At 68.4% G+C, this 13,984-nt stretch carries 10 protein-coding genes, 1 pseudogene and 1 riboswitch; of the genes and pseudogenes, 6 read left to right on the top strand and 5 right to left on the bottom strand.

Features of this window, described 5'->3' with window-relative positions:
• Nucleotides 1–9: 9 nt before the first annotated feature.
• From CSC76_RS18860 to thiC, 3 genes are all read right to left on the bottom strand, one after another.
• Nucleotides 10–177 carry a hypothetical protein gene (locus CSC76_RS18860; RefSeq protein ID WP_175502053.1) on the bottom strand — a complete coding sequence of 56 codons (168 nt, stop codon included), beginning with the start codon at nucleotides 175–177 and terminating at the stop codon, nucleotides 10–12.
• The gene (locus CSC76_RS00330; protein WP_162108072.1) at nucleotides 174–773 is read right to left on the bottom strand and encodes a DUF4136 domain-containing protein; all 600 of its coding nucleotides are present in this window, start codon (nucleotides 771–773) and stop codon (nucleotides 174–176) included. The genes CSC76_RS18860 and CSC76_RS00330 overlap by 4 nt, the downstream gene beginning before the upstream one ends.
• Before the next feature lie 102 nt (nucleotides 774–875).
• The gene (gene thiC, locus CSC76_RS00325) at nucleotides 876–2,762 is read right to left on the bottom strand and encodes a phosphomethylpyrimidine synthase ThiC (RefSeq protein WP_162108071.1); all 1,887 of its coding nucleotides are present in this window, start codon (nucleotides 2,760–2,762) and stop codon (nucleotides 876–878) included.
• Nucleotides 2,763–2,890: 128 nt separating this feature from the next.
• A riboswitch (TPP riboswitch) is annotated at nucleotides 2,891–2,991 on the bottom strand.
• A gap of 106 nt (nucleotides 2,992–3,097) precedes the next feature.
• On the opposite strand from thiC, the gene CSC76_RS00320 reads away from it, so the two are divergent.
• Complete coding sequence (locus CSC76_RS00320; protein ID WP_162108070.1) at nucleotides 3,098–5,044, top strand: S9 family peptidase; 1,947 nt, start codon at nucleotides 3,098–3,100, stop codon at nucleotides 5,042–5,044.
• 24 nt (nucleotides 5,045–5,068) lie between these two features.
• On the opposite strand, the gene CSC76_RS00315 is transcribed toward CSC76_RS00320, so the two are convergent.
• Both CSC76_RS00315 and ilvD read right to left on the bottom strand, forming a co-directional pair.
• A complete protein-coding gene (locus tag CSC76_RS00315) occupies nucleotides 5,069–5,920 on the bottom strand; it encodes a phosphate/phosphite/phosphonate ABC transporter substrate-binding protein (protein WP_162108069.1) in 852 nt (283 codons plus the stop codon).
• A gap of 7 nt (nucleotides 5,921–5,927) precedes the next feature.
• Nucleotides 5,928–7,768: pseudogene (gene ilvD / locus CSC76_RS00310) on the bottom strand (dihydroxy-acid dehydratase).
• Nucleotides 7,769–8,134: 366 nt separating this feature from the next.
• Here ilvD and ilvC point away from each other — a divergent pair.
• The 5 genes from ilvC to CSC76_RS00285 all read left to right on the top strand — a co-directional run bounded on the left by ilvC (nucleotide 8,135) and on the right by CSC76_RS00285 (nucleotide 13,899).
• The gene (ilvC, locus tag CSC76_RS00305; RefSeq protein ID WP_162108068.1) at nucleotides 8,135–9,142 is read left to right on the top strand and encodes a ketol-acid reductoisomerase; all 1,008 of its coding nucleotides are present in this window, start codon (nucleotides 8,135–8,137) and stop codon (nucleotides 9,140–9,142) included.
• Nucleotides 9,139–10,887, top strand: coding sequence for an acetolactate synthase 2 catalytic subunit (gene ilvG / locus CSC76_RS00300; protein ID WP_162108067.1), 1,749 nt, complete (start codon nucleotides 9,139–9,141; stop codon nucleotides 10,885–10,887). Before ilvC ends, ilvG begins: the two co-directional genes overlap by 4 nt.
• Nucleotides 10,871–11,143: an ACT domain-containing protein gene (locus tag CSC76_RS00295; protein ID WP_162108066.1), complete on the top strand. Its 273-nt coding sequence runs from the start codon at nucleotides 10,871–10,873 to the stop codon at nucleotides 11,141–11,143. Before ilvG ends, CSC76_RS00295 begins: the two co-directional genes overlap by 17 nt.
• A gap of 72 nt (nucleotides 11,144–11,215) precedes the next feature.
• On the top strand, nucleotides 11,216–12,349 hold the full coding sequence (locus CSC76_RS00290; protein ID WP_162108185.1) for a threonine dehydratase: 1,134 nt from the start codon (nucleotides 11,216–11,218) through the stop codon (nucleotides 12,347–12,349).
• Nucleotides 12,346–13,899 carry a 2-isopropylmalate synthase gene (locus CSC76_RS00285; RefSeq protein ID WP_162108065.1) on the top strand — a complete coding sequence of 518 codons (1,554 nt, stop codon included), beginning with the start codon at nucleotides 12,346–12,348 and terminating at the stop codon, nucleotides 13,897–13,899. Before CSC76_RS00290 ends, CSC76_RS00285 begins: the two co-directional genes overlap by 4 nt.
• Nucleotides 13,900–13,984: the final 85 nt, after the last annotated feature.

Here is a 13,984-nt window from a genome sequence, read left to right as displayed (position 1 = left end):
CGGCGCGCATCACTTGAAGTGGTAGACCAGCGCGTAATACACCACGTAGACCCATGACAGCACGCCATGGATCACCGCCCACAGCAGCGACTTGTTGGCGCTCCAGGAGATGGTGATCGCCAGGGCGGTCCCGAACCCGATGCCCGCCTTCGCGATGCCGCTGCCGCTACCCTTCACGGCGCCACCGCCGGCGTGCCGGCCCCCGCGCGATACGGGTAGCGCAGGAAGATGTCCGCGATGGCGGCATCGATCTTCGCGCCGCGCTCCTCGGGCTTGGTCCGTCCGACGCGGCCCACGGCAACCCCGGTCCAGACCAGGCGGTTCTGCTTGGCATCCACCAGGTCCACGTTGAGGGTGCCTTCGGTGTACTTGTACACGTCGGTGCGGTCGCGCCAGTACGGCACGGCGACGTAACGCCGCGCGCGGTAGCTGTAGTAATAGTCGTAGTCCACTTCCGGGGTGCTGTAGACGTCGGTCTTTTCCTGCATGTAGGCGTTCAGGTTGACCCACAGGTCCGGGGACTTCTCGTCGTACACGTAGCCGCGTACCTCCATCTGCCGACGCGCCGCGTCCTTGGTACGCCCGCTGGTGAGGGTGGCGTAGCCCTGGCTCTCGATCGCCAGCGGGGAGTAGAACGCGAACGGGCGGTACCGGGCGAAGTCGGCGGACGGGTCGACATCGCTGGTGATGCGCGGACCGGTGGCGCAGGCCGCCAGCACGAGCATGGCGGCCAGCAAGAAACTGCGGCGGGTCAGGCGGGCGATCAAGGTCATGGCAGCTCTCCGGCAAGTCGGCGCGGGCCGCCACCGATGGCGACCCGCTATCTTCTTCTACGCAGTCCCGGGGGATTCCGTTGCACGGACCCGCATCCCGGTTCAGCCCTGACGATACACCTGCGCCCCCTGCGCCAGAAACTCCGCCGACTTCTCGGCCATGCCGGCCTCCAGCGCCCGCGCCTCGTCCACCCCGTGCTCGGCCGCGTAGTCGCGCACGTCCTGGGTGATCTTCATGCTGCAGAAGTGCGGCCCGCACATGCTGCAGAAATGCGCCAGCTTGTGCGCCTCCTTGGGCAGGGTCTCGTCGTGGAATTCCTTGGCCTTCTCCGGATCCAGGCCCAGGTGGAACTGGTCCTCCCAGCGGAACTCGAACCTTGCCTTGCTGAGTGCATTGTCGCGCACCTGCGCACCGGGATGGCCCTTGGCCAGGTCGGCCGCGTGGGCGGCGATCTTGTACGCCATGATGCCGTCGCGCACGTCCTGGCGGTTGGGCAGGCCCAGGTGTTCCTTCGGCGTGACGTAGCAGAGCATCGCGGTGCCGTACCAGCCGATCATCGCCGCGCCGATCGCGCTGGTGATGTGGTCGTAGCCCGGCGCGATGTCGGTGGTCAGCGGCCCCAGCGTGTAGAACGGCGCCTCGCCGCACTCGCGCAGCTGCTTGTCCATGTTCTCCTTGATCAGCTGCATCGGCACGTGGCCGGGCCCTTCGATCATGCACTGCACATCGTGCTTCCACGCGATCTTGGTCAGCTCGCCCAGCGCTTCCAGCTCACCGAACTGGGCGGCGTCGTTGGCGTCGGCGATGCAGCCCGGTCGCAGGCCGTCGCCGAGGCTGAAGGCCACGTCGTAGGCCTTCATGATCTCGCAGATGTCCTCGAAGTGCGTGTAGAGGAAGTTCTCCTTGTGGTGCGCCAGGCACCACTTGGCCATGATCGAGCCGCCGCGCGAGACGATGCCGGTCACCCGCTTGGCGGTCAGCGGCACGTGGCGCAGCAGCACGCCGGCATGGATGGTGAAGTAATCCACGCCCTGCTCGGCCTGTTCGATCAGCGTGTCGCGGAAGATCTCCCACGTCAGCGCCTCGGCGCGGCCATCGACCTTCTCCAGCGCCTGGTAGATCGGCACCGTGCCGATCGGCACCGGCGAGTTGCGGATGATCCACTCGCGGGTCTCGTGGATGTGCTTGCCGGTGGACAGGTCCATCACCGTGTCGCCGCCCCAGCGGATAGCCCACACCAGCTTCTCCACTTCCTCGGCGATGCCGGAGGAAACGGCGCTGTTGCCGATGTTGGCATTGATCTTGGTCAGGAAATTTCGGCCGATGATCATCGGCTCGCTTTCCGGGTGGTTGATGTTGTTCGGCAGGATGGCGCGACCGCGCGCGATCTCGTCGCGGACGAACTCCGGGGTGATGAACGTCTGGATGCTGGCGCCGAAGGCTTCGCCCGGGTGCTGCTTCAGCAGCATCGCATCGCGCACCGCGTCCAGCCGCTGGTTCTCGCGGATGGCGACGTACTCCATCTCCGGGGTGACGATGCCGCGCCTGGCGTAATGCATCTGGCTGACGTTGGCGCCCGCCTTGGCACGGCGCGGCAGCACGCGGTTGGGGAAGCGCACGGCATCCAGCTTCGGATCGTGCTCACGCGCGCGGCCGAAGGTCGAGCTGAGTCCTTCCAACCGCTCCGTGTCGCCGCGCTCCTCGATCCACTTCGCACGCAACGCCGGCAGGCCCGCGGCCAGGTCGATGCGCGCTCCCGGATCGGTGTAGGGACCGGACGTGTCGTACACGGTGACGGGCGGATTTTCCTCGCCGCCGAAAATGGTCGGCGTCTGCGTCAGCGCGATCTCGCGCATCGGCACCTGGATGTCCGTCCGCGAGCCCTCGACGAAGATCTTCCGCGAACCCGGAATCGGGCGCGTCACGGATTCGGAGAGCTGCCCGGTCTGTTGCAGCAGATCGGCGGCGGGCTTGGGAATGGCATTCATCGGCATCGTCCTTTCTGAATCCCCGCACAGGGATGTGCGGGCTCTTGCGAGGGATTCGCATCACGGGGACGAAGCGGCGGCGCGGCAGCGGACGGATGGCGGGCCCACGAAGGACGACACGGCAATACGGCGCAGCCTGCGAAGCTTCCCTACGCCGGTCTCAACCGGATCAGGTTCGAAGGGTCTGTCTCAATCACCGGCCTGGCCGGCGATACCCCCGCTTCAGGGCGAATTAGACCACAACCCTGCGGGCGGGTGCCGCCCATCCGACACGTCCAGGCGACGACCGGGATATTCTTGGCGCCGGGGCCACGGGACGGGACAGGGACAAGGGGATGAGGGAACTCAGGACGTGGGCCTTCGCAGCGGCCCTGCTGACGGCATATGTCGCACCTGCAGACGCCGAGGCCCCCGTGCCGGTCGAAGCGTTCGCCGCCGCCAACAGGCTCCATTCGCCGCGGCTCTCTCCGGACGGCGCCCATCTCGCGATCACCGCCGACCTGGGCGACGGCCACCATGCGCTGGCGGTGCACCGTACCGACGACATGCAGCGCACCGCCCTGCTGCGGCTGCCGCGCTACGAACTTCCCACCCAGGTCGCATGGGTCAGCGACACCCGGCTGGTGCTGGCGAAAGGACGACAGGTGGGATCGCGGGAGGCGCCCCTCCCGACGGGCGACATCATCGCCACCGACGCCGACGGCAAGAACCAGAAGTACCTGTTCGGCTACCAGCAATCGCTGCGGACTGCCGGCATCGAAGCCGGCTTCGGCTACATCGAGGGCCTGCCCGCGACGCCCAACGGGCGCTTCTACATGCGCAGGCTGTCGCGCGACACGCAACGATCCCAGCTGTACGACGTGGACGCCGGCAACGCCACCGGAAGGCTGGTGGCCGACATCGACGTCAAGGATCTCCGTTTCACGCTGGACCGGCAGGGTGTGCCCCGGTTCGCTACGGGCGTCGACGACAACGACCGGCAGGTCCTGTTCATCGCCGATGCGCAGGGCCGCCACTGGACACCCGTCGCCGCCGATGTCGCGGGCACCGTATGGACGCCCTACGCATTCAGCGTCGACGGCACGCAGGTATACGCACTTCAGTCGGTGAACGGCGGGCCTTCGAGACTGGTGGCGTCTTCGCCGGACGGCCGCGATCACCGGGCGCTGGCCCAGCACCCGATGCGCAGCGTCTCCGACATCGAATGGGGCGCGGGGCTCCTTCAGCCCTTCGCCGCCGTGATCGCCGATGGAAAACCGCGCGCGATCTACTTCGACCCCCAGTCGCCGGATGCGCAACTGCACGATGCACTGTCGAACAGCTTCCCCGACCACTATGTCGCCTACGTGGACCACAGTCGCGACGGCAACCGGTCGCTGCTGTACGCCTTCAGCGATCGCGACCCGGGGAGCTGGTACCTGTTCGATCGTGCGCAGGGCAAGGCCTCACTGCTGCTTTCGAGTCGCGAAGGCCTGGATGCCGCCCGGATGGGCGAGCGCCGCGCGATCCGCTTCCGCGCGAGCGACGGCATGGAGCTGGAAGGTTTCATGACCCTGCCGGCGGGCGTCACCACGCCTGCCGGCCTGCCGACGGTGATCGTGCCGCACGGCGGTCCCCATGCGGTCCGCGACGATTGGGCATTCGACCAGGACGCCCAGTTCCTCGCCAGCCGCGGCTACCTGGTGCTGCAGGTGAACTACCGCGGCTCGGGCGGCCGTGGCCGGGCATTCGAAGAAGCCGGATACCTGAAGTGGGGTACGCGGGTACAGGACGACCTGCTCGACGGACTGCGCTGGACCATCGCCCAGGGATACGCCGATGGACGCCGCGTCTGCGCCTATGGCGCCAGTTTCGGCGCCTATTCGGCCATGATGCTCGCGGCGCGTGCACCCGATCTGATCAAGTGCACGGCCGGCCTGGCTGGCGTGTACGACCTGAAGATGCTGTACGCCAAAGGCGATATCCGCACCACGCAGGCGGGCAGCAACTATCTCGCCCGCGCCATCGGCCGCGACGAAGCGACCTTGACGTCGGCTTCGCCGACCACGCTGGCCACGCGGATCACGGCGCCCGTGCTGCTGGTACACGGCGAACTGGACGAGCGCGCACCCGTCGCCCAGGCCAAGGCCATGCAGGCGGCGCTGGAACGTGCCGGCCACGCGCCGGAGTGGATGGCGGTGCCGGGCGAAGGCCACGGATTCCATGCCGATGCGAACAACATCGCGTTCTATCGGAAGCTCGAGGCGTTCCTGGCACGGCCCATCGGTGCGGCCGCGCGCTGACCCCCGGCCGCCCGCGATCCTCGCCTAGGGTTCCACCTGCATCGTCGAGGCATCCAGGAGGGCCCGCTCCGGCACCGTGAAGCGTTGCGCATCGCCGAACTCCGGCCAGCCCGCCCGCAGCGCCGCCATCACGGCCGGAGCCTCGTCGTGCGCTTCGAGCAGCCAGGCGGTGAACTGCTGGCAGGGTACGTCGGCGGCAGGACGGCACAGGAGCGGCCCGGGCGGGATCGGCTGCGAGCGCCACACTTCCACCACGCCGGTCGGTCGCGAGGCGTCGTGGACATCGGCCGCCAGCGCGGCCACGTCGGCGCGACCGCTCGCCACGGCCTCCAGGGCCGCCGCATGCGAACCGGCGTAAGCGAGATGGGCGAAGGCGGTCGTCGGTTCCAGGCCCCGGCGGCGCAGTTCACGCACGGGCACGAAGCCGCCCGAGGCCGAATCGCGACCGACCAGGACCAGACGCAATGTCCGCGCCTGCCGTTCCAGTTCGCCCGACGCTTCCAGCCCCTGTCGGCCGACCAGTACGGCGCGGTAACGGTCCGCCTGCAGTGCCGGTACCTGCGGCACGGGCAGTGTCGTCAGCGGTTCGCTGGCGCGGCGCGCCTGCAGGTAGCCGTGCAGGTTGGGTACGGCGACGTCCACTTCGCCACGACGCAACGCGTCGACCAGCGCGGTGGGCGAGTCGAACAGGCGGACCTGCACCGGATGCCGGGCACGCAGGCCGAGATAGTCCGCCAGCGGCTGGATGGCGGCGACGCGGTCGCGCTGCGGATACGCGTAGGTCGCGACCACCCAGGCGCGTGGCGGCGCCTGTCGGGCATGCACCGGAACGACGTACAGCAGCGACAGGAAGACAGCGAGGAAGGTGCGGGTCATCCCGCTATCAGACACCATCCAGCAGTTGCTTGTCGCGTACCGCGCCCTTGTCGGCACTGGTCGCAAGCAGGGCGTAGGCCTTCAACGCGGTGCTGACCCTGCGCGCACGCGGCTGCGCCGGCTTCCAGCCCTTCGCGTCCTGCTCGGCGCGACGCGCCGCCAGTTCGTCGTCGGCGACCAGCAGCGAGATGGCACGTTGCGGGATATCGATGCGGATGCGGTCGCCGTCGCGCACCAGGCCGATGGCGCCGCCCGCGGCCGCTTCCGGTGATGCGTGGCCGATCGACAGGCCGGAGGTGCCGCCGGAGAAGCGCCCGTCGGTCAGCAGCGCACACTGCTTCCCCAGTCCTTTCGATTTCAGGTAGCTGGTCGGGTACAGCATCTCCTGCATGCCGGGCCCGCCCTTGGGACCCTCGTAGCGGATCACCACCACGTCGCCCGCCCTCACCTCGTCACCGAGGATGCCGGCCACCGCCGCGTCCTGGCTTTCGAAGACGCGCGCCGTGCCTTCGAACACATGGATCGACTCGTCCACGCCGGCCGTCTTCACCACACAGCCGTCGATCGCGAGGTTGCCGTACAGCACGGCCAGCCCGCCTTCCTGCGAATACGCGTGCTCGACACTGCGGATGCAGCCTGCGGCACGATCGGTATCCAGCGACGGCCAGCGCGTGGCCTGACTGAAGGCGACCTGCGTGGGGATGCCGGCCGGACCCGCCTTGTAGAAGGTCGCGACCGCGTCGTCGTGGTTGGTCGCGACATCCCATTTGGCGATCGCCTCGCCCAGCGTCTTCGCGTGCACGGTGGGGACATCGGTATGCAGCAGGCCGCCGCGCGCCAGTTCCCCGAGGATGGCCATGATGCCGCCGGCGCGGTGCACGTCCTCGATGTGGTACTTCTGCGTGTTGGGCGCCACCTTGCACAGCTGGGGCACGCGCCGCGACAGACGGTCGATGTCGCGCATGTCGAACGCCACCTCCGCCTCCTGCGCCGCAGCCAGCAGGTGCAGGATGGTGTTGGTGGAACCGCCCATCGCGATGTCCAGCGTCATCGCGTTCTCGAACGCCTCGAACGTGGCGATGCCGCGCGGCAATGCGGTCGCGTCCTCGCCGCCGTACCACCGATGGCACAACTCGACGGCCAAGACGCCGGCACGCCTGAACAGCTGCTCGCGATCGGCATGCGTGGCCACCACCGTGCCGTTGCCCGGCAGCGACAGGCCGAGCGCTTCGGTCAGGCAGTTCATCGAGTTGGCGGTGAACATGCCGCTGCACGACCCGCAGGTCGGACAGGCGCTGCGCTCGACCGCGGCGACCTCTTCGTCGGACACGTTCGGATCGGCCGCCATCACCATCGCGTCGACGAGGTCGAGCTTGTGGTCGGCCAGGCGCGTCTTGCCGGCTTCCATCGGTCCACCCGACACGAACACGGTAGGGATGTTCAGCCGCAGCGCGGCCATCAGCATGCCGGGCGTGATCTTGTCGCAGTTGGAAATGCACACCAGCGGTCGGCGCAGTGCGCGTTGACCATGTACTCGACGGAATCGGCGATGACCTCCCGCGACGGCAGCGAATACAGCATGCCGTCGTGGCCCATCGCGATGCCGTCGTCCACGGCGATGGTGTCGAATTCCTTGGCGACGCCGCCGACCCGCTCGATCTCGCGCGCCACCAGCTGGCCGAGGTCCTTGAGGTGCACATGGCCCGGGACGAACTGGGTGAAGGAGTTGGCCACCGCCACGATGGGCTTGTGGAAGTCGGCGTCCTTCATGCCGGTGGCGCGCCACAGCGCGCGGGCGCCGGCCATGTTGCGACCGTGGGTGGAGGTTCGGGAGCGGTACTCGGGCATGAAAACCAGCAGTGCGGCGATGACGTGGGAAGCCTTGATTCTGCTGCGTTTCCACGGTTTCAGTTGCAACCATCTCGACTGAAATCATCCGATCGTCGCATTCGGCGCGAAAGCGCTTGACACGGTTTGGAACGGCATGTTTCTCTTGCCGCATGTTGCAGCGCCACACGCCCACGACGACCGACCTCACCGCAGCCTCTGCGGCGTCCTTCCTCGTACTCGTCCTTATTACCTCGCCCACAAGTGCGGGACGGACCGGCGTGTAAGCAGCAGAGACGCCAGATTCGCAAAACCCCGCACTGAGAAGTGCGGGGTTTTTTGTTTAAGCCCCTTCGATTTCCCCTCAACCCTCAGGAAAACCGCGCCATGACCACCGCCAACGCTCTCCCGCACCCCAAGATCACCGTCGTCGGCTACGGCAGCCAGGGCCGCGCGCATGCGCTGAACCTGCGCGATTCCGGCTTCGACGTCACGGTGGGCCTGCGTCCGGGCGGTCCGACCGAAGCGAAGGCGCAGGCCGACGGTTTCGCGGTGAAGGCGGTCGCCGACGCGGTGAAGGACGCCGACCTGGTCGCCGTGCTGACGCCGGACATGGTGCAGAAGAAGCTCTACAACGAGGTGCTGGCGCCGAACATGAAACAGGGCGCCGTGCTGCTGTTCGCGCATGGACTGAACGTGCACTTCGGCATGATCGAGCCGCGCGCCGATCTGGACGTGGTGCTGGTGGCGCCGAAGGGCCCGGGCGCGCTGGTGCGCCGCGAATACGAAATCGGCCGCGGCGTGCCGTGCATCTACGCCGTCTACCAGGACAAGAGCGGCCAGGCCGAGCAGTTCGCGCTGGCCTACGCGGGCGGACTGGGCGGCGCGCGCGCCAACATCATCAAGACCACGTTCAAGGAAGAGACCGAGACCGACCTGTTCGGCGAACAGGCCGTGCTGTGCGGCGGCGCGTCCTCGCTGGTGCAGGCCGGCTTCGAGACGCTGGTGGAAGCCGGCTACCAGCCCGAAATCGCGTACTACGAAGTCCTGCACGAACTGAAGCTGATCGTCGACCTGTTCTACGAAGGCGGCATCACCCGCATGCTGGAGTTCATCTCCGAGACCGCGCAGTACGGCGACTTCGTCAGCGGCCCGCGCGTCATCGACGCGTCGGTGAAGGCGCGCATGAAGGACGTGCTGACCGACATCCAGAACGGCACCTTCACCCGCAACTGGCAGGCCGAGTACGACGCCGGCCTGCCGAACTACAAGAAGTTCCAGCAGGCCGACAAGGACCACCCGATCGAGAAGGTGGGCAAGGAGCTGCGCGCGAAGATGGTGTGGCTGCAGGCCAACGCCGCGCAACCCGATACAGACGAGCAGGCCGCCGCATGAACGCCGCCGCGGCCACTGCCCCACGCAATGGCGCCCGCTGGCTGGCCCACGCCCTGGAAGCCGAGGGCGTGGACACGCTGTTCGGCTACCCGGGCGGCACCATCATGCCGTTCTACGACGCGCTGGTGGATTCCAACCTGAAGCACATCCTGGTGCGCCACGAGCAGGGCGCGGCGTTGGCGGCGAATGGCTATGCGCGCGCCAGCGGCAAGGTCGGCGTGTGCGTGGCCACCTCTGGTCCCGGCGCGTCGAACCTGGTGACCGGCATCGCCGACGCGATGCTGGACTCGGTGCCGATGGTCTGCCTGACCGGCCAGGTCGCCACCACGCTGATGGGCACCGATGCGTTTCAGGAGCTGGACGTGTTCGGCCTGACCCTGCCGATCGTGAAGCACAGCTTCGTCGCCCGGCGCGTGGAAGACCTGCCGACCATGGTGCGCGAAGCCTTCCGGATCGCGCGCGAAGGCCGCCCCGGTCCCGTACTGATCGATCTGCCCAAGGACGTGCAGATGTCGGATGCCTCGCACCTGCCCAACCACGTGCCGGCGAGCGTCGATCCGGTACCCGCCCCGGAAGATGCGAAGCTGGCCGAGGCACTGGCCGCCATCGCCGGCGCCGAGAAGCCGGTGATCTACGGCGGCGGCGGCATCGGCATCGCCGACGCGGTCGACGCCTTCCGCCAGTTCGTCGACGCGACGAAGATCCCCACCGTGCTGACCCTGCGCGGCCTGGGCGCCCTGCCCGCCGGCCACCCGCACTACCTGGGCATGCTGGGCATGCACGGCACGCGCGCGGCCAACATGGCGGTGCAGGAATGCGACCTGCTGATCGTGGTGGGCGCGCGCTTCGACGACCGCGCCACCGGCAAGCTGGCCGAGTTCGCCCCGTTTGCCCGCGTCCTGCACGTGGACGCCGACGCTTATGAGATCGGCAAGCTGCGCACGGCCGACATCGCCGTCCCCGGCGATGTCGCCACCAGCCTGAAGGCGCTGACGGCGGCACGCAGCACCTGCGACGAGTGGCGCAAGCGCTGCGTGGGCAACCGCGAGCGCTTCGGCTTCCGCTACGACGCGCCCGGTACCGACATCTACGCGCCCGGCCTGCTGAAGCGGCTCAGCGAAGTGGCGCCGGCGGACGCCATCGTCGCCTGCGACGTGGGCCAGCACCAGATGTGGGTGGCGCAGCACTGCCGGTTCACTCACCCGCGCCACCACCGGACCAGCGGCGCGCTGGGCACGATGGGCTTCGGCCTGCCGGCGGCGATGGGTGCGCAGTTCGCCTGCCCCAACCGCACCGTCGTCCTGGTCAACGGCGACGGCGGCTTCATGATGAACGTCCAGGAGCTGGCCACCATCGCCCGCTGCAAGCTGCCGGTGAAGATCGAGCTGATCGACAACAGCGCGCTGGGCATGGTGCGGCAGTGGCAGGAACTGTTCTTCGCCGAGCGCTACAGCGAGATCGACCTGTCCGACAATCCGGACTTCGCCGCGCTGGCGCGCGTGTTCGGCATACCGGCCCGCCACATCAGCCGGCGCGACGAAGTCGAGGATGGCCTGGCCGACCTGCTGGCCCAGCCGGGCCCTGCGCTGCTGCACGTCACCATCGACATCAAGGCCAACGTCTGGCCGCTGGTGCCGCCGAACCATGCCAACAGCTCGATGCTGGATGCCAGTCCCGCAACACCATCCGCCGAGCCTGCCGTCGCGGCCGACGGTCCGGAGAAGAAGAATGCGTTACCGGCTTGAACTCAAGCTCAAACCTGCCGAGGGCGCCCTGCTGCGCGTGCTGGGCATGATCGAGCGCCGAGGCTTTCCGCCCCACGCGGTCCATGCCACCCACGACGGCGACGGCTACTGGGCGCTGGCGCTGGTGATCGACAGCACCCGCGCGCCGGAGACGCTGCGTCAGCAGCTGCTGAAAATCTACGACGTGGAGGAACTGTCCTTCAGCGCGGTGCAGGAACTGAGCCGGGACCGTCGCCACCAGGACCGCGCCGCATGAATGCCACGCCCGCCAACGCGGATGTCGTGGTCCGGAGGCGTCTTCTTCGACATCAGCCGTTCGCGTGCCGCGATGCCTGATGCCAGCCGCGCCCCCGCCAGCAACGAACCGGACGTAGGCGACGTCGTCGTCACCGTGGCCGACGTGCTGGCGGCGCAGGCGCGGTTGCGCCGTTACCTGCCGCCCACGCCGATGCATCACGCCGAACGCTTCGGCGTGATGCTGAAGCGGGAAAACCTGCAGCGCACCGGTTCGTACAAGGGGCGGGGTGCACTGAATGCCTTGCTGGCCGCACGCGAGCGCGGCGATCGCCGCCCGGTGATCGCGGCCTCGGCGGGCAACCATGCGCAGGGCCTGGCCTGGGCCGCTTACCGGCTGGGCGTGCAGGCCATCACCGTGATGCCGCACGGCGCACCGGCGACCAAGATCGCCGGGGTGGCGCACTGGGGTGCCACCGTGCGCCAGCACGGCGACAGCTACGACGAAGCCTTCGCCTTCGCGAAGGAGCTGGCCGAACAGAATGGCTACCGCTTCCTGTCCGCCTTCGACGATCCGGACGTGATCGCCGGCCAGGGCACCGTGGGCATCGAGATCGCGCCCTACACGCCCGATGTCGTCATCGTGCCCATCGGCGGCGGCGGCCTGGCCTCGGGCGTCGCGCTGGCGCTGAAGTCGCAGGGCGTGCGCGTGGTCGGCGCGCAGGTGGAGGGCGTGGATTCGATGATCCGCGCCATGAAGGGTGACGTCACGCCGGTCAACCCGGTCGCTTCGCTGGCCGACGGCGTACGGGTGAAGGTGCCCGGCTTCATCACCCGCCGCCTGTGCACGCAGCTGCTGGACGACGTGGTGACCGTGCGCGAAGCCGAACTTCGCGAGACCTTGGTGCGGCTGGCGCTGGAAGAGCATCTGATCGCCGAAGGCGCCGGGGCGCTGGCACTGGCCGCGGGTCGGCGCGTGGCCGGCAGGCGCAAGTGTGCGGTGGTGTCCGGAGGCAACATCGACGCCACCGTGCTGGCGCAGCTGCTGTCCGACGTGCGCCCGCGTCCGCCGCGCAAGCCACGCCGCCGCAACGCCGAGGGCGAGCCCTCGCTTGCCAAGGGCCGCGCGCCGCGCGCGGCCGTCCTCCCCTCCCCCGCAAAGACCGGTGCGCGCCGATACGAGGCCCCCGCCATGGAAACAGAAGTACACGAGGAACCCATCTGGTGAACACGCCCACCCATCCGTCCCCCACGCATATCCGCATCTTCGACACCACCCTGCGCGATGGCGAGCAATCCCCCGGCTGCAGCATGACGCCGCAACAGAAGCTGGTCATGGCGCGGGGCCTGGCAGAGCTGGGCGTGGATGCCATCGAAACCGGCTTCCCCGCCAGCTCGCAGTCCGACCGCGAAGCGCACGCGATGATCGCGCGCGAACTGCGCGAGACCACGCTGGTCGTACTGTCCCGCTGCCTGGCGGCGGACATCGAGACGTCGCTGCGCACCGTGACCGCGGCCGCCAAGCCCCGCCTGCACCTGTTCCTGTCCACCAGCCCGCTGCACCGCGAACACAAGCTGCGCATGAGCCGCGAGCAGGTGCTGGAGTCCATCGACAGGCACGTGCGCCTGGCCCGGGGCCACATCGACGAAATCGAGTTCTCCGCCGAGGACGCCACCCGCACCGAGGAGGATTTCCTGCACCAGGCGATCGCCGCCGCCATCGCGGCCGGCGCGACCACCATCAACCTGCCGGACACGGTGGGCTTCACCACGCCGGAAGAGATCCGCGGCATGTTCGAGCGCGCGATCGCCCGCGTACCGGGCGCCGACAAGGTGGTGTTCAGCGCGCACTGCCACAACGACCTGGGCCTGGCGGTCGCGAACTCGCTGGCCGCCATCGAAGGCGGTGCGCGTCAGGTGGAAGGCTCGATCAATGGCATCGGCGAGCGCGCCGGCAACTGCGCCATCGAGGAGCTGGTGATGGCGCTGAAGGTCCGCAACGCCTTCTACAACCTGGACACGCGCATCGACACGCGCCGGATCGTACCGACCTCGCAGCTGCTGTCGCGCTTGGTGGGCATGCCTGTCCAGCGCAACAAGGCGATCGTCGGCGCCAACGCGTTCGCGCACGAATCCGGCATCCACCAGCACGGCATGCTGCGCCACCGCGGCACCTACGAGATCATGCAGCCTCAGGATGTGGGCTGGCCGTCCTCGCAGATGGTGCTGGGCCGCCACAGCGGCCGCGCCGCGGTGGAGCAGCGCCTGCGCGCGCTGGGCTACTGGCTGGAAGAGGACGAACTGAAGCTGGTGTTCGAGCAGTTCAAGACGCTGTGCGAGAAGCAGCGTGTGATCGGCGACGCCGACCTGCAGGCGCTGATGCAGGATGCACCGGTCAGCGATGGTTACCGGCTGTCGTCGATGACGATCAGCGACGTCGGCAGCCGTGCCAACGCGCTGGTCGAACTGTCGGATCCGGACGGTAACCGCATTTCGGAAACCGCACAGGGCAACGGTCCGGTCGATGCGCTGTTCAGTGCGCTGGCCGCCGCCACCGGCGTGCAGCTGCAGCTGGAGAGCTACCAGGTGCACAGCGTGGGCATCGGCGCGGACGCGCGCGGCGAAGCCAGCCTGTCCGTACGCTGCGACGGTGAAGAGTACGAAGGCACCGGCACCAGCAAGGACATCATCGAAGCCAGCGCGCTGGCGTGGCTGGACGTGGCCAACCGGTTGCTCCGCCAACGCCGCGCCGAGAAGCAGGAAGCGGCCGCCGCGTGACTGGCAGGAGTGAGGGGAGAGAAGTGAGGAGTGAGTAGAAGCACTGCCCTCGCTCACTCCTCACTCCTCTCCGCTCACTCCTCAT

This window comes from Pseudoxanthomonas mexicana (assembly GCF_010093385.1).
In the GTDB taxonomy this organism is placed as follows: Bacteria; Pseudomonadota; Gammaproteobacteria; order Xanthomonadales; family Xanthomonadaceae; genus Pseudoxanthomonas_A; species Pseudoxanthomonas_A mexicana.
The sequence above is the reverse complement of the archived record's forward strand: the minus strand, read 5'-3'. Positions and strand labels throughout refer to the sequence as shown.

Coding starts and splice junctions, on each gene's coding strand:
- CSC76_RS00330 (WP_162108072.1), bottom strand. CDS start 773: ATGACCTTGATCGCCCGCCTGACCCGCCGCAGTTTCTTGCTGGCCGCC.
- thiC (WP_162108071.1), bottom strand. CDS start 2,762: ATGAATGCCATTCCCAAGCCCGCCGCCGATCTGCTGCAACAGACCGGG.
- CSC76_RS00320 (WP_162108070.1), top strand. CDS start 3,098: ATGAGGGAACTCAGGACGTGGGCCTTCGCAGCGGCCCTGCTGACGGCA.
- CSC76_RS00315 (WP_162108069.1), bottom strand. CDS start 5,920: ATGACCCGCACCTTCCTCGCTGTCTTCCTGTCGCTGCTGTACGTCGTT.
- ilvC (WP_162108068.1), top strand. CDS start 8,135: ATGACCACCGCCAACGCTCTCCCGCACCCCAAGATCACCGTCGTCGGC.
- ilvG (WP_162108067.1), top strand. CDS start 9,139: ATGAACGCCGCCGCGGCCACTGCCCCACGCAATGGCGCCCGCTGGCTG.
- CSC76_RS00295 (WP_162108066.1), top strand. CDS start 10,871: ATGCGTTACCGGCTTGAACTCAAGCTCAAACCTGCCGAGGGCGCCCTG.
- CSC76_RS00290 (WP_162108185.1), top strand. CDS start 11,216: ATGCCTGATGCCAGCCGCGCCCCCGCCAGCAACGAACCGGACGTAGGC.